Raw genomic sequence first — 20,272 nt, 5'->3', positions numbered from 1 at the left:
TCGGGGTGAAATGTTGGTAGAAAAATATACAATTAACCACTGCCGTGCCATAGGTACGGAATAAAATATAGCGTACCTATGGCACGCTATGATAGATACACCATTTATGCTACCGATATTGTGCTCCTGCCGGAGCACAAGCTTTACAGCAAAAAGATCAATTTTATCCCTGAGTGCCGGAGGTACTCAATAATTGGCGTTAAGCATCTAACGGGCTGACAGGATTTTGATTATTTGCTATAAAGCTTACACAGCAAGATTATTAGCAGTTGAAGCGTTTTAAATAATTAAAATTTGTATGTAACTAATTTTTTAGTTTATATTTACATTAATTGAGATAACCATCCATTAAAACCTAATACCATGACCAAAAAAATTATTATTGCCGGTATACTGGCTACAGGCTGCCTGCTGATACGCCAAACTGCCAAAAGCCAGGTGCTGCAACCAGATGAACTGATAGCCATTCACCACACGCTGGATAGTGGGGTCATAACAACAAAGCTCGATACCAAAGGCTACAAAACGGCTTACGGCTGGGATTTGAAAGGCCGCGAAAAAGTAAATAACTGGATCTTCCAGACCCAACCCGGGGAAACTGCCGACCTTACCGTACGCAAAGTAACCGACCCGGCAGGCAAAATTAAAACCTTGTACTGGATAAGTAACAGCTACCAATACAAGGAGTTTATGGGCAGCCTTAGCAAATCTAAGTTTCGTTATGATGGCATCCGGATCATCGACGATTTTAGCTATTCGGTATTCAAACGCGGTAACGAAAGCCTTTTGGCCTTGCAGTTACAGGGTGCGGATAAAAAAATGTATTACGAGATCAGGTTAGATTAACCCCTATTCCTCAATAAACTTCTGATCGATCAGTTTAGTATTCTTCGCACCCAACTTGCGCAGCACCTCTACCCTGCCGATCAGGTTGCCGTTTCCGGCCGATAATTTGTTAAAAGCATCCTGGTAGGCATCGCGCGAGCGGTCTATATTGTCGCCTATCTTTTTCAGGTCGGCTATAAAGCCCACAAACTTATCGTAAAGGGCGCCGGCTTTGGTAGCAATATCGATGGCGTTGCGGGTCTGCTGCTCCTGTTTCCAGATAGAGGCTACCGTTTTTAGCGTAGCCAGCAGGGTAGACGGTGTTACCACCACCACCTTTTTGTTCCAGGCGAACTCAAACAGTTCGGCTTCGCGCTGTACGGCAATGGCGAACGACGATTCTATAGGCACAAACAGCAGCACAAAATCAGGCGAGTTGATGCCGTATAGGTCCTGGTAGTTTTTGCCGCCCAGCCCGTTAATATGCGATTTAATGGAGATGATGTGCTGTTTAAGGAAAGTCTCGCGGTCCTCGTCGGTATCGCAATTCACCAGTCGCTCGTAAGCCAGCAACGATACTTTCGAATCGATAACGATATGCTTATTATCGGGCAGGTTGATGATCACATCGGGCTGGAAACGGTTGCCATCCTCATCGGCCAGGCCCAGGCCTTTGCCTTGCTTGGTGTAGCTTTCGCCCTCTAAAAGTCCCGATGCTTCCAGCAGGCGGTCCAGGATCACCTCGCCCCAGTTGCCTTGTTTTTTGGTATCTGCTTTTAACGCGCGGGTTAGGTTGCCAGCCTCTTCGCTGATCTGGCGGTTAAGTTCCATCAATTTAGAGATCTCGCCTTTCAGCACGTTGCGTTCGTCCGATTCGGCTTTGTAAACCTTCTCTACCTTTTCTTCAAATAGCTTGATATTCTCTTTCAACGGGTTCAGCAATAGGTCCAGGCTGTTGCGGTTGGTCTCGGTAAACTTTTGCGACTTTTCTTCCAGCAGTTTATTGGCTACGTTCTCAAATTCCAGTTTGAATTTTTGCTGTATCTCCTGCATGTACAGTTCCTGTTCGGCCAGGCGTTCGCGCTGGGCTTTAAAGGCCTCTTCGGCCTTGGTCATTCGGCTTTTTTCGGCCAGCAGTTCCTGGTTCAGGTCGCGCACTATGGCTTCGTAGCGCAGGCGTTCCTCGTGCAGATTGCGGTCGGCTTTATCGCGCTCGATGGCAAGGCCGCTGGCGCGTTCCTCGGCTTTGGCCAGGCTGATGCGCAGTTGTTCGGCGTCGGTACGTAAACGTTGCAGTTCATCGGCCGAGACAGCATCCAATGCCTTTGGCTTTTTGAGGAAAAGTATGACCGCTATCAGCAGGATAAATATCGCCGCACCTAAAATTATCGCATTCATTTTGATAAAAATATTAGCAAAGATAGTGGAAAATATGCAGATGTGCGGATGTGCAAATATGCAGATGAAGAAACTTGCAGGAGTGTTTGGCTAAAGCCAATTGTTAACCTAACTTATCCGTCCCATAAATGGGACGGCAATGAATTTGATATATACAGTTCATTGCCGTTGGTTTTAACCAACGATATACGGAGGCTGAGGAATGGCTTTAGCCAAATTATCTTTAGTATGGTTTGCTGCCGCAGGCTTAGCGTAGCGTAACCTGTGGTTATCATCGCCGGAAGTTTATAAACTTCCGGCAAACCGAGGCACAAGTTAACCCATTACACAGCCAGCCGCTTAAACTTGCGCCAGCGATGTGATCAAACCCCTCCCTGCCAACGCACGGACACCCGCACCGCTCCCCAGGGAGGGAACTAATGCGTTGTCTTCGGCAATGCGGGCATTATTTCATCTGCACATATGCATATCCGCACATTTGCACATTCAAAAACCTACTCCGCTTTTTCCACTCTTAACCCCACATCGCTCACCTCGTGCAGGGGGTTATCGCGCATATTTTGCTCTATCACAAAACGGTAAGTACCCTTAGCCGGGAATTTAAAATGCCCCTCAAACGGGATCTGGTAGCTGTATAAATTGCCTGAACCGCTGCCCAGCCACTCGCCGGTTTGTGCGGCCAGCTTCAGTTCGTAGCGCATTACATGGGGTTTTTTATCCGGACCGGTGGTATGCAGCAGCACAAACATGTTGGCGTACTTATAATCGCCGGTAACACGCAGGTTGAAGTACAGGTTGTAGGGTACCGAGTTATCGGTTATCGGCACATTGTACACCACGTTGTTTACATACCCCCAGTTGTGGTTGGCGATCATGGTGTTCTGATCAAATACCGCTTTGGGGTCGCTGCAACCTGTTAGCAGAGTTGCAACCCATAAAAACATTAAGATGCAAATAATATTACGCGCCTGCTTCATTGCTGTTGGCATTGCCGTTATTGTTGTTACGGTTTTTATTGCGGTTCTTGTTGCGTCGTTTATTGTTGCTGTTTCTTTCAGGCGCATTCGGATCGCGGGGCTGCTGGGCCTGCTGTGCACCCTCTGCCAGCGGAGCCGCGCCCTCTGCCTTTGGTTGCTGTGGGTTTGGTTGCCTTGGCTGCTGTCCCTGTGGACGGTTCTGCTGCTGACGAGGCTGTTGATTACCCCCCTGCTGGTTACCGCCACCTTGTTGCTGTGGCTGCCCGCCCCTGTTTTGCTGCGGCTGCTGACCACCCTGCCTTTGCTGATTTTGCTGCTTAGGCTGCTGGTTCTGCTGGCGGGCTTGTTGATCACCGCGTTGCTGATTGCCACCACTTTGTTGCTGCGGCCTGCCATCGCCTTGCCCGCCTTTCTTGTTCTTGTTTTTATTGCGGTTGCGGCTGCGCTCATCCAAACGGGTAAGGCTATCCTGGCCTACCACGTTCTCGTAATCCAGCGCTTTGGCTACAGGTGTCACTATCTCTACCGGTTCACCTAAGTCGGGAGGGATAATACCCTCACGGTTCATTTTTTGGATCTCTTTAACTCGGCTTGCTTTTATAGGCAGCCAGGCCTCTTCGCCAGGCAGGCTGAACCACATCAGGCGTTTAAAAATATCTGTCTTTTGCAGGCGGGCATCACCACGCTCGGTCTTTAGGATATTTACATTATCGGGGATATGCTTCAGCGCATCCATATAAGTATCCAGCTCGTAGTTCAGGCAGCACTTTAGCTTGCCGCACTGGCCTGCCAGTTTAAGGGTATTAAGCGACAGGTTTTGGTAACGCGCCGCGGCGGTAGATACTGTTTTAAAATCGGTTAACCAGGTGCTGCAGCATAACTCGCGACCGCAGGATCCGATACCACCTAAACGGCTTGCTTCCTGCCTCATGCCTATCTGCCGCATCTCTATACGGATACGGAACTGCTCGGCCATTTTTTTGATCAGCTCACGAAAATCCACACGGCCTTCGGCGGTATAATAAAAGGTAGCTTTGGTTTTATCGCCCTGGTAATCCACATCGCTTAGCTTCATGCTCAGGTTTAATTGCAGGGCCAGCGTGCGGGCCTTGTGCATGGTTTCCCATTCCAGGTCTTTCGCCAGTTTCCACTTGTTCACATCGGCTTCGGTAGCCTTGCGGTAGATCTTTTTGGCAACATCGGCTTCCTTAACATGACGCTTGGTCATTTGCATGCGCACCAGTTCGCCGGTGAGCGATACGTGGCCAATATCGTAGCCGCCGGTAGCCGTTTCTACAGCCACCAGTTCGCCCGCCTCCAGGTAAATATTATCCTGGTTAAGGTAAAAATCCTTTCGCGAACCCTTGAATTTTATTTCAACAATTTGAAAAGGCTTATAATTAGCCGGCATGTCCATATGCGACAGCCAGTCGTAAACATCCAGTTTGCTGCATCCATTTGTAAGGCACGCGCCGTTACTTTTGCAGCCTGCAGGGGTGCAACCACCACCTGTTGAGCAACTTCCACAACCCATATTTATATTGGTATATATTGAGCCCCTTGCGGGAACGTTTTAAAATATAGTATCTTAACAATTTGTAAAGATACATCTAAAAACAATATCTTGGGATTAGCATTTCGCTCCACATGATAATGCGCTTTTTCAAGTTCGGCACTAATGGCTTCGGCCTGTGCCATGTTCATCACCCCTATCATTTTTTGGGCGGTATCCAGTTCGGCAGCAGGCAGGTGTACCAGGTTACCGGCACCGGCCAGCAACAGGCAGCACTCGCGCACAAAGCTGATGCCATAGCGTAAAAAATTCTTTTGGTTCTCGCGGCCCAGTTTAGCCAGCTGATCGGTAAAGCTTATCACTTCGCTGCCCTTGTTGCCAAAGCACATGCGCAGCCATTTAATAAATAGCTGGTGATAGTTATTGCCCTCCTGGTTCACCATGCTCAGGGCTTCGGTCATGTTGCCGTTGCTCAGGTAGGCTATCTCCTCGGCGGCGTGCTGGGTTTGGCCGTGATCGGTGAGGTATTCTTTAATATCGTTATACTCCAGCGCCGGTATCTTTACCAGTTGCGTGCGCGAGAGGATGGTATTCAATATCTGATCCTGGTTTTGGGCCACCAGTAAGAACAGCGTGTTGGGCTGTGGCTCCTCGATGATCTTTAGCAGGGCGTTCCCCTCTTTATCCAGGTATTCGGGCAGCCAAAGGATCAGCACCTTATAAGCCGACTCGAACGGTTTAAGGCTTAGTTTTTTGATGATCTGGTGGCACTCGGCTATGTTGATATTGGCCTGCTTGTTCTCGGCATCCAGGTACCCGCGCCATACATCAAGGCTGATATAAGGGTTAGCTAACAAAGCTTCGCGCCACTGCTCTATAAAGGTAAGCGCGTTATCGTCCTTATGCTTGGCAAAGAACGGGTACGAGAAATGCAGATCGGGGTGGGCCAGCTTTTGGTATTTACGGCACGAAGCGCACTCGCCACAGGAATCACCGGGTTGCCTATCCTCGCACGATACATATTGCGCATAAGCAATAGCCAGCGGCAGGTTACCCGAACCTTCGGGCCCCAGGAATAATTGCGCGTGGCTCACCCGGTTCTCGTTAACCGATGCGATGAGCCTTTGCTTTACAGCCGCCTGTCCAACTATTTCTTTAAACTGCATTGGCGCAAGATAGTAATTGGATTTTAGATGTGAGATATGAGATGTGAGATTTGAGACCCGGGAAATTTGACCACCTATATCCATGACAGAATAATTACCTTGAGATTAGATTTGAGACACGAGATGTAAGATTTGAGAAACATGCCGATAATCCTATCTTTGACGCAATGCACATCCTGTCTCACATCTCATATCTAACATCTCACATCTCATGAGACTAATGGCCTTCGATTACGGCACCAAACGTATCGGCATTGCCGTTACCGACCCGCTGCAAATTATTGCTACCGGGCTGGATACTGTGCACCCCAACGTGATCATCGATTACCTGAAGAAATATATGGCAACCGAGCCGGTGGAACGCTTTATTGTTGGCGAACCGAAGCAGATGGACAATACCCCCTCGCAATCGGCGCAGCATGTACGCGGCTTTGTGAATTTATTGAAGAAACAATTCCCGGAGATACCCATATCGATGCTGGATGAGCGCTTTACCTCGAAGATGGCCTCGGCGGCTATACTGGCCGGCGGGGCTAATAAAAAAACAAGGCAGGATAAGGGATTGGTGGATACGGTGTCGGCTGTTATTTTGCTGCAATCTTGGATGGAGGATATCAGATATAAATAGTATACTTGAAGTCGATGTCAACCACTCACCGTATTGCCGAAATAGATGGCCTAAGGGGCATAGCCGCTTTAATGGTATGCCTTTTACATTTCAATTTGTTTAAATATGGCGGCACAGGGGTCCAACTTTTCTTTATGATAAGTGGCTTTGTGATATATATGTCCACAGTGTACGCAAACACTTTCAAACGGTTTTGGATCGGTCGTTTTACACGCTTATATCCCGTTTATTTACTATCTATTGTTATCACGCTCATCTTTTACCCGGTCAATTTTAAAGCCATCCGCATAAACGAGATTATTGGCAATTTAACTTTGCTTCAACCATTATTCAGGGCTAACTTTTTGATATTTGTTTACTGGACCCTCTACATTGAAATACTGTTTTATTTCCTGATCAGTATATTGCTAAAGTTTAAGCTATTAGCGGAAATTGAAAAAGTAATATTGTGTTTATATTGCCTGATAGCCACAACAACAATTATATATATACTAATAGGCGATAGCAGCCCCGTATACACCCGGTATTTTGTTATTTTTCGTGGTATAGTACAGGTGTATAGTTTTTTTCATTTGTTTGCGGCGGGCATCGTTTTTTACCGGATATATCACCATGGCGCAACCCGTTTTAGGGTGTTATTGATTATACTTTCGTTTTTAATGACACTATTGCTTACCTACGATACGGTAGAAAAAACTTTAGACCTTACCGACAAGCGGATCATATCAGCCCTTATATTTTATCCGGCATTCATTTTAATTGTTAATCGTAAAGCCGCGTTTTTAAATTACAGCCCCCTGCAGTTTTTGGGTAAAATATCTTACGCGCTATATGTAATACATGCCTCGTTTGGTGTGTGGTTAAGGGATTTGCTTTTGCCGCGTACCGGCCTGGTTGCGGCGGGTTTAATTAGCCTGGTGTTCACTATATTATTTTCCTACATCATTACGCGTTTTTACGATGAACCAATAAGGGCAGCGCTAAAAAGATATTTTAAAAAGGCATAACCCGTTATTTGCTGCAAACTATATTGATGTTAAATTCTGTTAATATTTCTGCCCGGTAAAAATAATACCGATAGCTTAGCCTAAAATTTTACATTTTGTATGCTTAAATTGCTTACCACAGCTTTCGCCATGTTTATCTTCAGCCAGCTTTTCGCACAAAATACAGGGGGGCATACTTCGGTTGATAACGGCTATAACCTCGACTTTGAGAAGATAGAACCCGGCGTGGCGTTGCCATCATTATGGTCGCGGTTTAACGAGGCTAAGGGTTATCGTTGCGAGGCCGTTACCGATGTGCAGCACCGAGGCAACCAGTCGGTGGTGGTAGAGCGCATAAGCGAGGCGGCCGATCCCTTCGCCAGCGTAGTGAATGTGATCCCGGCCAAATACGAGGGTAAAGAAATAGAGTTTAAGGCCTGGCTGAAATACCAGGATGTGCAATATGGCATGGGCCTGCTGATCCGTATTGACGATGCCAACGCGCAAACCATCGAGTTCAGGAGCATGGCTAATCAAAAAATAACCGGTACTAAAGATTGGGCGCAATACAGCATCAAAGCCAAAATTCCAGCCGGCGCGCAAACCATTTATGTGGCCACTATCCTATCGGGCAGGGGCAAAATGTGGATTGATGATGCTGAAGTACTAATTGACGGTAAAGATATCGGCCAGGCGAAAATTAATCCCGGTTATAATCCCAATCCACCCAAATATGGCAGTAATATACTGGATGGGCACAAGGTGTATCTAAAGGATGCCGAGATCTATTACGAAACCTACGGCAGCGGCGAACCGCTGTTACTGCTGCACGGTAACAGCCAAAGTATCCGGGCGTTCAGTTACCAGATAGGCGAACTATCTAAAAAATATAAGGTAATTGCCGTTGATAGCCGCGGACAGGGCAAAAGCACCGATGCTACCACCGGGCCACTTACTTACGATAAGTTTGCTGATGACATGAAGCAGCTGATGGATACCCTCCGTATTAAAAAAGCCAACATTTTGGGCTGGAGCGATGGTGGCAATACCGGCCTGATTATGGCTGTTAAATATCCTGAACATGTAAACAAGCTGGCCATTATGGGCGCCAACCTGTTCCCCGGCACCGAAGCGGTTTCGGATACAACGCTGAAACAGGTAAAGGAGGGCCTTGCCCACCTGCAAACTTTAAATGATGCTAATTCAAAAATGGAGGTACGCTTGTTCAATATGCTGCTCAGCGAACCCCATTTAACCTTCGACGAGATCAAAACCATCAAGGCCCCTACCCTGGTAATGGCCGGCGAGCATGATGTGATATTAGACAGCCATACGCGGGCTATTGCCGCGGCTATACCTAACGCTAAGCTGGTGATATTTACCGGGGCGTCGCATTATGCGCCGGTAGAGGAGCCGCTATGGTTTAACCGGACGGTGCTGCAATTTCTGGACCGCTGATTGTCAGAATCAGAATTTACAGAATTTTAGGATAACCAGAATTCTGTAAATTTTCAAATCCTGTAAATTCTGATTCAGATATCTACCTTTGCACCATGGAGATACTACCCGAAGACCTGCAACTATACTTAGATACCCATATCGATGCGGAGCCTGAAGCCCTGCAAAAGATAAACCGTGATACGTATCTGAAAGTACTGAAGCCTCACATGCTATCGGGCCATTACCAGGGCCGGCTGTTGAGCATGCTGAGCAAAATGATTTCTCCAAAGCGCATTTTAGAGATCGGCACCTTTACCGGATATGCCACTATTTGCCTTGCCGAGGGGCTTACCGAAGATGGCTTTATAGATACTATTGAAGTGAACCCCGAGCTGGAAGAAACTCTGCGCGGCAACTTCTCGCTAACAAATGTGGAAAAAAAGATCAGGCTCCATATCGGCCCTGCCGCTGCCGTAATAGCCGATTTTGACGATCAGCCCTTTGATCTGGTGTTTATTGATGCGGATAAAAAGAATAATTTGCTTTACTTTGACCTCATACTTGAAAAAGTAAGACCGGGAGGTTTAATTATAATTGATAATGTTTTGTGGAAAGGTAAGGTGTATGGCGATGCCAGCGACACCGATACAAAGCTGATCCGCGAATTGAATGACAGCATTGCTGCCAACCCGCAGGTGGAGAAACTCATACTCCCCGTACGCGATGGCGTATTGCTCATCAGAAAAAGGTAAATTATGAAGAAAACAGTACTACTTACCATTTTAGTGTCCGTTGCACTGTGCGTTTCCGCGCAGAACAAACCCAAAAACACTTCGCAATCGTACATCGAAAAGTTTAAGGACAATGCTATTGAAATTATGCACCAGAGCGGCATCCCCGCCAGCATTATTTTAGGCATCGCCATGCACGAGAGCGGCAGCGGTAACAGCGCCATCGCGCAAAACCTCAACAACCAGTTTGGTATGAAAGGTGGCGGCACATCGGTATATTATAAAAATAAAAAGAAGGTACGATCGGCCTACAAAGCCTACGACTCGATATTAGATTCGTTCCAGGATTTTGCCCGCGTTATTACCGAGAAGAAAAAATTCGCCCACCTGGCCGATCAGCTAACCAGTACCGATTATGTGGGCTGGGTGAAAGGTATCGAGCGTGCCGGCTATGCCAGCAGCAAAAAATGGGGCAGGGATGTATTGGCCATCATCAACAAATACAACCTCAACTCGCTTGATGCAAAGACCGACAGCACCGAATTTACACAGGCCCCGGTTAAAGATCAACAATAATTTTTTACTATGTTTGGCTTAATGACGGCCAACATCTACAAACAAAACCCGGCAATATACCTGTTAGCGGCGTCCTTTGCCTGCCTGTTGCTGGGTTCCTGCTCATCGCACAAAAAACTGGTAAACAACACCGTAAGCAATCGCGAAGCACAGCGCAATAACCAACAATTACAAAAGGAGCGCCGCACCGCTATTGCCAGCTATCCTACCTACACGGTACAGCAATATATCGACAGGTTTAAGGCTATCGCCATATTGGAGATGAACAAGAATGGCATCCCGGCAAGTATTACGCTGGCTCAGGGCTTGTTCGAATCGGGCAACGGCAACGGCGAACTGGCCCGCGTAGCCAACAACCACTTCGGCATAAAATGCACCAGCGACTGGAAAGGCCGCAGCTATTATAAGGACGATGACCAGGTGAACGACTGCTTCCGGGTTTACGATAATGCCGATGATTCTTTCCGCGACCATTCAGAGTTTTTAAAGCGCAAGCGCTACGCCAAACTGTTTGAACTGGACAAGAACGATTACACAGGCTGGGCTAACGGCCTAAAGGACGCCGGCTACGCCACCAACCCAAAATATCCCCAACTGCTGATCGGGGTGATCCAAAAGTACAGCCTCGACCAGTATGACCGCCCTGAGGGCACCGTACAAAAGATCAAGCGCGAAGACCGGGTGCTCACGCAGATCAACCAAAACATAGGCAAGGCCGTAAAGGATTCACTGGTGCAGGCCGCCCCCATCGATAAAACTTACACCATAAAACAGGGCGATACACTATACAACATCTCCAAACGTTTTGGTTTAACGGTTGACGAGTTGAAGGCGCTGAACAATATGGCCGATAATAATATTAAGATCGGGCAGAAGCTGGTGATAGCGAAGTGAGAAGCCTCACCTAAATCCTCTCCAAAGCAGAGGACTTAAAACATATCACCTCCCTCTCCTTTGGAGAGGGCCGGGGTGAGGCAAAATGAACTGGGAAGCGTGCGATCCCCTCCCACGGGGAGGGTGTAGGGAGGGGTTTAGCCACGATGACATAATGTATAAACCCCTCCCTGCCACTCCACACTCCATCGCACCCCTCCCAAGGGAGGGAACTTTGTTGTTAATATTTGTTAAATGATAAGGCTAAACAAAGCCTAAACCATAGTTTTACACTTCTGATGAAATTTTGGCTTTTTGTATTTGTGATGATCTGTGGTGTATCGGCATCTTTTGCGCAGCAAAAGGAGGTGGACGGCATTGTGTATGATAAGATCACCAACGAACGCATAGCCAGGGTAAACATCGTTAACCTGCGTACCGGGCAATCGGTTTATAACACGCTCAAAGCCGAGTTTAAGATCAATGCCCTGCCCGATGACCGGCTGATCGTCAGCAAGCAGGGCTATTTTACCGATACGCTGAAGATCCCGGCCAATAACTCAATATTGGTTTATCTAAGGCCGACCGCCGTACAACTGAAACAGGTAAACATCAGGGACACCATACTTTCGCCACAAAAAAAACTGTTAGCCACCAGGAGCGAATACAGCAAAGCCTATGGATCTAACGCTTACCGCGACCCGCTGAGCCTTTCGCCGGGTTCGGGGGCAGGCATTAGTATCGATGCGATATGGAATTCGCTAAGCCGCAGCGGCCGCAATGCCGAGCGCCTGCAAAATGTGATAGAGCGCGACTACCGCGAAAGCGTGATCGATTTTCGCTTCAATAAATCATACGTAAGCAGCATCACCGGGCTAAAAGACGCGCAACTTACCGACTTTATGTTTAAGTACCGCCCCAGCTACTACAGCGTTACCAATGATGACGAGTACCATTTTATATTAGCTATCCGCGCTAACCTGAAACGCTATCTGCGCAACCCTAAGGCATTTTCGTTGCCTGAATTGAAATAAAGAACCTCACCCTGCCCTCTTCAAAGGAGAGAGTTCTAAAAAATAAAAGCTTCTTAAAGCCCCCCTTCGGGGAGGGTTTGGGAGGGGCCTATTTAAACAACCGCTTATAGATCGCCCTGGCCCAAAAATCACCTAAGGCTACCGCGCCCTCCTTGTTGGGGTGCAGGTAAAATGTGCCGTCCAGGCCGCTCTCGTGCTGAAAGTATTGTTCGGCGTTCTTCCTGAAGAAATCGAAGGCATCGGTATCGCCTAAAAACACCTGCCCTAGATTGGTTTTATTAAAGCTTTTTACCGCCGCCTTTATTTTAGGGAAATAGCTTTGCAGGCGGGTAAGCCCCTCCTGCATATAAGTTGCACCCCGGTTATGCGTATTGGGGCTGTACCAGGTGGGCTGTTGGATAATGACCTTACAGCCCGGAAAATCTTTCAATAATACCGCAATTATGGTTTGCAGGTTGGTTTGATAATCCTCCTTTGATACCGGCGAACCGTTGGGCCCTTGTATGGCGCTATCGTTGGTGCCTAAAATCATCGAGAATACCAGTTGCGCGTTTTTATTGGCGAATGCCCGGGCGGCCTCCTCTACCTTTGGAAAATCCTTTGCCGTGGCCGGCAGAAAATCGACGGTAGTATGCCCGCTATAACCCTGGTTAGCAAAATCAACCGCGCCAACGCCGGGTTGTTGCTGCAAGTACTTTACGGTTTCGTTGGGTGGGGCCTCGGTTTTCCAATCTTTAAGTCCGGCGCCATGGGTGATGCTGTTGCCAATGAAAACAATATTGAGATCGTGTTTGGTGGTATCGGTAGCTGCTTTAGCGGCGATGGCACCTAAGCACAGGATGAAGAAGAGGGCGATGTATCTTTTGAATAACATAGGCTAAAATTGGCTAATTGGCAAATTAACCACAAAGTACACAAAGAATATGCAATTTCGGTTAACACAAAGTCCACAAAGAAATTCTATTTATATATAATAAATGCTCTGTGTCCTTTGTGAAAACCTTTGTGACCTTTGTGGTTAAATCCATAGCAATAATGTATTTTTGACCATATGCCCGAACGCAATAAACTATACTTCGCATCCGATCTGCACCTGGGTTCGCCCAGCCTTACCTCCTCGGCCGAGCGTGAGCAACGCCTGGTAAAATGGCTGGATATGATAAAGGACGATGCAGCCGAACTGTTTTTAATGGGCGATGTATTTGATTTTTGGTTCGAGTATAAAACCGTTGTCCCCCGGGGCTACCTGCGCTTTTTAGGCAAGCTGACCGAACTGGCCGATGCCGGGATTAAACTCTATTTTTTTAAAGGCAACCACGATATGTGGATGTTCGATTACTTTGAAAAGGAACTGGGCGCCACCATTATCACCAACGAACTGGTGATAGAGCGCAACGGCAAGAAATTCTACCTGCATCATGGCGATGGTTTGGGACCGGGCGATAATGCTTATAAGTTTCTGAAGAACTTTTTCCGCAGCGGTTTATGCCAGTGGCTGTTCGCGCGGTTGCACCCCAATTTCGGCGTCGGGATAGCCAGTTACTGGTCGCTGAGCAGCCGTGCCGCCAATGCCAAAAAGGACTTTTTTAAACCCGGCGAGCAGGAATGGCTGGTAAAGTTTTGCAAGGACACGCTGCAAACCGAATATTACGACTACATGATCTTTGGTCACCGGCACCTGCCGCTGGATATTAAACTAAACGAACGCAGCCGCTATATTAACCTGGGCGAATGGATCAATTATGATTATAGCTACGCTGTTTTTGATGGGGAGGATGTGATGCTGCATTATAAGGAGCGGAAGGGGTTATAGCGTTGGTATAACATCAGCGAAATCAAAAAATCACTTAAATCAGCGGTTCAGACAGCCGCGATAGGGATTGAAGGGGAAAGCCCGCAGCCGCAGTGGCGCCGCGCATAGGCCAGCGAGGACTTGTACCGAAAAGCCCGGGCCACAGGCATCGCCCTACAAAAACCTACCCGTCAAACATGACACACTGCAAACCAATAGCCACGAAAAGCTATTATTAAAATGCTTAACTTTGTGCACTTTTTGCACAGGTATGCACCTGCCGCAAAACTATGCTGAATAAATACCATGTTAGATAAATTAGAACTGATACATCAACGCTGGAAGGATGTTGAAGGCGAACTGAGCAGTCCGGACGCGATGGCTGATATGAAACGCTTCGCGCAGTTGAACCGCGAGTATAAAGAGTTGGGCAAGATAGTTGATGAGTACCTGGTGTACCGCAATATCATGTCGAACATTGACACGAATAAAGAAATACTGGCGACCGAAAAGGACCAGGAGTTTCGCGAGATGGCCCAAACCGAACTGGATGAATTGCTGGTGCAACGCGATGAAAAAGAAGAGCAGATCCGCCTGATGCTGATCCCTAAAGACCCGGAGGACAGCAAGAACGCCATTGTGGAAATTCGTGGCGGTACCGGTGGCGATGAGGCTGCCCTTTTTGCCGGCGACCTTTACCGCATGTATATGCGCTACTGCGAAAAACGCGGCTGGCGTACCGAACTGGTAGATTACACCGAAGGTACCAGCGGCGGTTACAAGGAAATTGTGTTTAACGTACTGGCCGAAGATGCTTATGGCACGCTGAAGTACGAATCGGGCGTGCACCGTGTGCAGCGTGTGCCCGATACCGAAACCCAGGGCCGTGTGCATACATCGGCAGCATCGGTAGTGGTACTGCCTGAGGTTGACGAGTTCGACATCGACCTGCAGGTAAGCGATATCCGAAAGGACCTCTTCTGTGCCTCGGGACCGGGCGGGCAATCAGTAAACACCACCTATTCGGCCGTGCGCTTAACGCACATCCCTACCGGTGTGGTAGCCCAGTGCCAGGACCAAAAATCGCAATTGAAGAACTACGATAAAGCTTTGCAGGTACTCCGCTCGCGTGTATACGAAATGGAGTTACAGAAGCATATGGAAGAAGTTTCGAAAAAACGCAAGACCATGGTATCAACCGGCGACCGTTCGGCCAAGGTACGTACTTATAACTACCCACAGGGCCGCGTTACCGAGCACCGTATTGGTTTAACCATTTACAACCTGCCCAACGTAATGAACGGCGACCTGCAGGAAATTATGGAGTCGTTACAGTTTGCAGAAAATGCGGAAAGATTGAAAGAAGGTACAGCGGCGTAAGCCAATTTGCGCTAAAACAACATACAGAAATGCCGCCCCAAAACAGGGCGGCATTTTTTATTGAAAATTATCGCCAACATTTTCAGGCCCTTACAAGCAATGTTGGAGTTTTTGCAAAAATTGTTTGTGTAATAGAATTTGATGCGTATATTTGCATTCCCAAACGGGAGGAGTGGTAGTTCAGCTGGTTAGAATACATGCCTGTCACGCATGGGGTCGCGGGTTCGAGTCCCGTCCATTCCGCTAAGAAGCCCTAAAAGCTTCGTAAAAGCGCTTAGATTACTGGTCTAAGCGCTTTTTTTATACCCAAAATTCCGCATAGCACCTCAGCATTTATGACTCAGCCAGCGACCTATTCGGTGACTGCTTCAGAAGACCTAATTTAGTCGCCAAATCAATGATTAACTAATTGTAAATCAAATATTTGCAATCATAAAATTTGGCCTCAAAACACCTCATTTTAACGCAAATTTCTGGTTTAAAAACGACCTTAATCAGAGGGGATATCAGACCATCTCAGAACCCTGCGGATATTATGATCCGTAGGGTTCGGGAGCCGGAAAATAGGCCGGATTTTATGGTTTTGGTGACTAACTCGGTGACCTATTTTAATTATTCAAAATAGGTCACCGAATAAGGGGTTAATTGATTGATTTTAAAGCACTTGACAAAGTGAAAATTAGTCACGAAAAGCGAGTTTTCGTGTCCAGATTATTTATCAGGTATTTAAAATTTATTCAAATGAAAAACGCACAGAAGTTTGCAGTCCTGATTTGGGCTGACAAAAGAAAAACAGATTCACAAGGTATGGTTCCGCTTTATGCGCGTATTACCTATCTAACCAAACGCACCGAAATTTCGCTTGGGCGAAAGGTCGATCCTAAAAAGTGGGATGCAGAGAGCGGTTATTTAAGAGGCAGCGGCCAGGATGCCCGCGAGATCAATGCTTGTATCAATGATTCCATCTATGGAATCCGTCGGGCTTTTGAGGATCTTAAACGTATCGAAGACTTTATAACTGCTGAAAAGATCAAACGCAAATTCACCGGCGAAGAAGTAAAACACCGGATGCTATTAGAAGTATTCGATGAGCATAATAACGATCTGGAAAAATTACTGGATAAGAATTTTGTTCGCGCAACCTTAACGAAGTATAAAACCGTCCGCAAAAAAACTGCGGAGTACATACAGTTCAGGTATAAGAAACCTGATGTTTATCTGGAGTCCATCGATTACGCTTTTGTGACCGGTTTGGAAATGTATCTGAAAACCGAAGATAAGATCGAACACAATACCGCCATGCGGTATATCAAAAATCTTAAAAAGATCATTAACCTGGCTGTCAATAATCAATGGATGAGCCACAATCCCTTCAACCTTTTTAAATGCACCTATAATAAGGTAAACCGTGTTGAACTTGAATGGGAGGAGATCAACCAGTTGGCCGAATATCATTTTAAAGTGAAACGATTGGCTGAGGTGAGGGATACCTTTTTGTTTTGCTGCTATACCGGTTATGCTTTTGTTGACGTGGATAAACTAACCCCTCAACATGTGGTTACCGGTACAGATGGGGTAACCTGGATCAAGACCACCCGAACCAAAACTGCTATCGAGGCCAATGTTCCTTTAATTCCACAAGCCATAGAAATTATAGAGCGCTATGTAGAACATGATGCCCGCATAATCGAGAACAGGTTGTTGCCGGTAAAGAGCAATCAAAAAATGAATGCCTATTTAAAAGAGATCGGAGATCTGGCCGGTATTGAAAAAGTGTTAACCACTCACATTGCACGACACACATTTGCTACAACAGTTACCCTCGAAAATGATGTGCCATTAGAAACGGTCAGCAAAATGCTTGGTCATACTAAATTAACCACTACCCAGATCTATGCAAAAATGAAAGATAAAAAGGTTAACCGGGATATGCAGGCCTTAAAGGCACGTTTGCTGGTTAATGCTGAAGTTGTTGATGAAAAATTGGAGGAGGAATTAGTATGAGCGAGATAATTTTGATAAGTGAGATCAAGGTTTTAATTGAAGGTGCCAGGATCTCAGCTGCCCGTGCCATTGATCATGAAAGAGTGGTTATGTTTTGGCATATTGGTAAAAGGATTTTTGAAGAGGAACAACATGGCAAAGATCGCGCTGTTTATGGAGAGCGCCTAATCCCATATTTGGCAGAAGAACTTATGCCACAATTTGGTAACGCATTTTCTGCAAGAAATTTAAATCACTTTAGACAATTCTACAGAACTTTCCCAATTGTGTACGCACTGCGTACACAATTGACATGGACGCATTATCGGTCGCTTCTGAGTATGGAAGAAACCGAAAAAAGGGAGTTTTATATTCAAGAAACTGCAAAGAACAATTGGACCGCCAGACAGATGGATCGCCAAATTGGTAGCCAACTTTATGAGAGACTTCTTTTGAGCACAGACAAAGAAAAAGTTCTGTCTGTAGCTCGTAACGAAAAGCAACCGGATAAACCGCAGGATATTATCAAAGACCCAATGATACTCGAATTTTTGAGACTTAAACCAGAAGCCGCATATTATGAAAAGGATCTTGAAAATGCTTTGATCACCCACCTGCAAGAGTTCATGCTGGAGCTTGGTAATGGTTTTTCCTTCGTAGCCAGGCAAAAGCGCATCCATTTGGATGGCGATGATTTTTTTGTTGATCTTGTGTTTTATAACAGGCTTTTACAGTGTTTCGTTATTATCGAACTGAAAACACATAAGATCACCCATCAGGATATCGGCCAATTGCAAATGTATGTGAATTATTATGACCGCATCGAAAAGCTGACGCATGAAACGCCTACGGTGGGCATCTTATTATGCCTGGAGAAAAATGATACGGTCGTTAAATTTACGTTGCCGGAAAACAGCAACATCTTTGCCTCCAAATATCAACTCTATCTACCATCGGCTGAACAATTGGCTGATGAAATTGAGAAAGAGATCAGCAAGCAAAAGGAGTTGGGACAGGAAGAATTTCCTAATAACGACGCTTAAAAATTTGCGACCGCAAATTTGAATCCCAATGAATAATGAACGCAGTGCGTTCACAATTCATTGGGATTTCCTTTATTCTTCAACCTTACATTTTAATAGACCAATTTGCAGAAAGTTTATATCCGACTCGGATGGTGTCGGATACAAATCATTATAAATTCAGGCAAGTTTGTATCAATTTACCTCAAATGATATGAATTATGGCAGCAGAAATCATAACTAAAGAAGATTTGCAGGAATTTGGCCAGCAATTACTGAATCAGATCAAGAGCCTTTTAGGACATGCTATAGAAGAACCTAAAAAGTGGCTAAAGAGTTACCAGGTTAAAAACCTGCTCAAAATATCTGACAATACGCTTCAGACATTAAGGGACAACGGTACGATACCCTTTACCAAGATCGGCGGTATCCTGTACTATAGCATTGATGATATTAACCGGGTATTATCCGGTGAAGTGAAAAGCAAAAGGATCAGGATAAAGGCGGAAAAGGCCGCATAAAAAAGCCCTTCCGAAAAAGGGCTTTTACCTAAACCTTATCACAATCGGCAGAGAGTTCCGCCGAAGTATGGTGCAAACGTAAACATTTTTTACAATTATTACTATGGTCATACCGTGCCATAGTAAATCGAATAGTGAAGCTTTGTTAATTCATTATTCAATAAGGTGTTATGTGGTTTAACCGAACGCAGCAATTTGGTTACTTCAGGTCCTGGATGGTGTTTCCGCCCTAAGCCGTGGTTAATCACATAATCCGGAAAAGTATGCAGCCTGCTTTCAGTTACACTAAATGGCCAATTCTTGTCCGAGCCATGATGCATTACCTGAAAATAAGCTATTTCGTCCAGGTGGGCGTGATAGTAATCCTGAAACAATATCAATTTTTCGCGGGTGTTCAATTCCAGATCACCGGTCATCATGGTCGCATGATTGCGGTTAACATGGTACAAGTGGCGCATACCTGAGTGATGTCTGTGGAAGATATCATAACCCCCAGATTCAAGCGTAAAACGATGAAAGACCGCTAATGATGTGCCATTTAGTTGAGCAGCCCCAAATATGCGCCGGTATATCCGCGCGATCTCTTTGATAGGTTTAGCATTAAAAAGATCCTGGAAAGTAGAAACGCCTGAGGTGGCATCACGTTTTGCCGCAGCAAAATAATCGTCAACCGCTTTTCGTAGGGCCGCAGTTTTCCGTTTTATTTCAATATCAGAACCATCTTCTTCAGATAGTGTATAAAAAATGAATTTATAAAGCGGAGTTCGCAGTTGGTACGGCAGGTGCCTCACCTTCACCTTATCAGGATCAGCGTTAGGGTCTTCAATTTGTAATTGCCTAAAGAATTGCTCATTTAAGCTATCATTCTGTTCGTACTCATCCTGATAATATTCATCCTCGTCCTTATTGAGATCAAACTGTTCCGTATTCAAATTGCTGCTTTCTGAGGGTGATGGTGCTTTGGGGCTACGGTCCTGAAGATTAGTTTCCGTACCGCCACCGCGCACGACTATGATCTGGCCGATATTAAAACCCTCTCCTGAAAAATAAACATAAGGGTTTTGCATCATCCGCCGGTATTCATCATCATCGTTGTCCGATTCCAGGTAAACCATCAATCGTTGGAATGGGTCATAATAAGGGATCACCAAACGGTCGCATCGGGTGCTTTTAAGTAACTGCGGAATACCACTGGTATGATCGCTATGAAAATGGGAGATAATGCATACATTGATCTTTTGCTGTTCTGCTTTGACTGGCCAGCCAGCTACGGCATCGCGGATATATTGCTGTTCTGAATTGGTACCACAATCATAGACAAAGCTGAAAAGCCTTTCTTTTTCATTGAAAAGTTCGCCTGTATAATAACAGCCTTGCCCAATAGGATGAAATATAAACTCGCCTCTGTACATTCGTTTCATGATTAG

At 46.0% G+C, this 20,272-nt stretch carries 19 protein-coding genes and 1 tRNA gene; 14 read left to right on the top strand and 6 right to left on the bottom strand.

What is annotated here, in order from left to right; translation table 11 throughout:
• Window positions 1–363: 363 nt before the first annotated feature.
• Window positions 364–846: a hypothetical protein gene (locus HQ865_RS00225; RefSeq protein WP_173412950.1), complete on the top strand. Its 483-nt coding sequence runs from the start codon at window positions 364–366 to the stop codon at window positions 844–846.
• 3 nt (window positions 847–849) lie between these two features.
• Here the strand turns inward: HQ865_RS00225 and rmuC are convergent, their stop codons facing one another.
• The 4 genes from rmuC to HQ865_RS00205 form a co-directional block, all read right to left on the bottom strand.
• On the bottom strand, window positions 850–2,223 hold the full coding sequence (rmuC, locus tag HQ865_RS00220) for a DNA recombination protein RmuC (protein ID WP_173412949.1): 1,374 nt from the start codon (window positions 2,221–2,223) through the stop codon (window positions 850–852).
• A gap of 494 nt (window positions 2,224–2,717) precedes the next feature.
• A complete protein-coding gene (locus tag HQ865_RS00215) occupies window positions 2,718–3,167 on the bottom strand; it encodes a gliding motility lipoprotein GldH (protein ID WP_237073662.1) in 450 nt (149 codons plus the stop codon).
• Between the two features lie 16 nt (window positions 3,168–3,183).
• A complete protein-coding gene (locus tag HQ865_RS00210) occupies window positions 3,184–4,734 on the bottom strand; it encodes a PSP1 domain-containing protein (protein WP_173412948.1) in 1,551 nt (516 codons plus the stop codon).
• Between the two features lie 2 nt (window positions 4,735–4,736).
• Window positions 4,737–5,879 carry a DNA polymerase III subunit gene (locus tag HQ865_RS00205; RefSeq protein WP_173412947.1) on the bottom strand — a complete coding sequence of 381 codons (1,143 nt, stop codon included), beginning with the start codon at window positions 5,877–5,879 and terminating at the stop codon, window positions 4,737–4,739.
• A 211-nt stretch (window positions 5,880–6,090) separates the two neighbouring features.
• On the opposite strand from HQ865_RS00205, the gene ruvX reads away from it, so the two are divergent.
• From ruvX to HQ865_RS00170, 7 genes are all read left to right on the top strand, one after another.
• Window positions 6,091–6,507: a Holliday junction resolvase RuvX gene (gene ruvX / locus HQ865_RS00200; RefSeq protein WP_173412946.1), complete on the top strand. Its 417-nt coding sequence runs from the start codon at window positions 6,091–6,093 to the stop codon at window positions 6,505–6,507.
• 14 nt (window positions 6,508–6,521) lie between these two features.
• Window positions 6,522–7,514: an acyltransferase family protein gene (locus HQ865_RS00195; protein ID WP_173412945.1), complete on the top strand. Its 993-nt coding sequence runs from the start codon at window positions 6,522–6,524 to the stop codon at window positions 7,512–7,514.
• A 99-nt stretch (window positions 7,515–7,613) separates the two neighbouring features.
• Window positions 7,614–8,951, top strand: coding sequence for an alpha/beta fold hydrolase (locus HQ865_RS00190; protein ID WP_173412944.1), 1,338 nt, complete (start codon window positions 7,614–7,616; stop codon window positions 8,949–8,951).
• Window positions 8,952–9,046: 95 nt separating this feature from the next.
• Window positions 9,047–9,685 carry an O-methyltransferase gene (locus HQ865_RS00185; RefSeq protein WP_173412943.1) on the top strand — a complete coding sequence of 213 codons (639 nt, stop codon included), beginning with the start codon at window positions 9,047–9,049 and terminating at the stop codon, window positions 9,683–9,685.
• 3 nt (window positions 9,686–9,688) lie between these two features.
• Complete coding sequence (locus HQ865_RS00180; RefSeq protein WP_173412942.1) at window positions 9,689–10,240, top strand: glycoside hydrolase family 73 protein; 552 nt, start codon at window positions 9,689–9,691, stop codon at window positions 10,238–10,240.
• Between the two features lie 9 nt (window positions 10,241–10,249).
• On the top strand, window positions 10,250–11,134 hold the full coding sequence (locus HQ865_RS00175; RefSeq protein ID WP_237073660.1) for a glucosaminidase domain-containing protein: 885 nt from the start codon (window positions 10,250–10,252) through the stop codon (window positions 11,132–11,134).
• A gap of 278 nt (window positions 11,135–11,412) precedes the next feature.
• Window positions 11,413–12,147 carry a peptidase associated/transthyretin-like domain-containing protein gene (locus tag HQ865_RS00170; protein WP_173412941.1) on the top strand — a complete coding sequence of 245 codons (735 nt, stop codon included), beginning with the start codon at window positions 11,413–11,415 and terminating at the stop codon, window positions 12,145–12,147.
• 88 nt (window positions 12,148–12,235) lie between these two features.
• Here HQ865_RS00170 and HQ865_RS00165 read toward each other — a convergent pair whose 3' ends face one another.
• Window positions 12,236–13,021, bottom strand: a complete 786-nt coding sequence (locus HQ865_RS00165; RefSeq protein WP_173412940.1) for a GDSL-type esterase/lipase family protein — start codon at window positions 13,019–13,021, stop codon at window positions 12,236–12,238.
• 177 nt (window positions 13,022–13,198) lie between these two features.
• On the opposite strand from HQ865_RS00165, the gene HQ865_RS00160 reads away from it, so the two are divergent.
• The 6 genes from HQ865_RS00160 (at window position 13,199) to HQ865_RS00135 (ending at window position 18,845) form a co-directional block, all read left to right on the top strand.
• Window positions 13,199–13,960: a UDP-2,3-diacylglucosamine diphosphatase gene (locus HQ865_RS00160; RefSeq protein ID WP_173412939.1), complete on the top strand. Its 762-nt coding sequence runs from the start codon at window positions 13,199–13,201 to the stop codon at window positions 13,958–13,960.
• Window positions 13,961–14,245: 285 nt separating this feature from the next.
• The gene (gene prfA / locus HQ865_RS00155) at window positions 14,246–15,319 is read left to right on the top strand and encodes a peptide chain release factor 1 (RefSeq protein WP_173412938.1); all 1,074 of its coding nucleotides are present in this window, start codon (window positions 14,246–14,248) and stop codon (window positions 15,317–15,319) included.
• 169 nt (window positions 15,320–15,488) lie between these two features.
• Window positions 15,489–15,562, top strand: a tRNA-Asp gene (locus tag HQ865_RS00150).
• Between the two features lie 498 nt (window positions 15,563–16,060).
• A complete protein-coding gene (locus HQ865_RS00145; RefSeq protein ID WP_173412937.1) occupies window positions 16,061–17,323 on the top strand; it encodes a site-specific integrase in 1,263 nt (420 codons plus the stop codon).
• Window positions 17,320–18,345, top strand: coding sequence for a PDDEXK nuclease domain-containing protein (locus HQ865_RS00140; protein WP_173412936.1), 1,026 nt, complete (start codon window positions 17,320–17,322; stop codon window positions 18,343–18,345). Before HQ865_RS00145 ends, HQ865_RS00140 begins: the two co-directional genes overlap by 4 nt.
• 200 nt (window positions 18,346–18,545) lie before the next feature.
• The gene (locus HQ865_RS00135) at window positions 18,546–18,845 is read left to right on the top strand and encodes a helix-turn-helix domain-containing protein (protein ID WP_173412935.1); all 300 of its coding nucleotides are present in this window, start codon (window positions 18,546–18,548) and stop codon (window positions 18,843–18,845) included.
• Window positions 18,846–18,952: 107 nt separating this feature from the next.
• Here the strand turns inward: HQ865_RS00135 and HQ865_RS00130 are convergent, their stop codons facing one another.
• Window positions 18,953–20,266, bottom strand: a complete 1,314-nt coding sequence (locus HQ865_RS00130; protein WP_173412934.1) for an MBL fold metallo-hydrolase — start codon at window positions 20,264–20,266, stop codon at window positions 18,953–18,955.
• Window positions 20,267–20,272 lie beyond the last annotated feature (6 nt).

The organism is Mucilaginibacter mali (assembly GCF_013283875.1).
Classification (GTDB): domain Bacteria; phylum Bacteroidota; class Bacteroidia; order Sphingobacteriales; family Sphingobacteriaceae; genus Mucilaginibacter; species Mucilaginibacter mali.
This window is presented reverse-complemented; position numbering and strand designations above follow the sequence as displayed.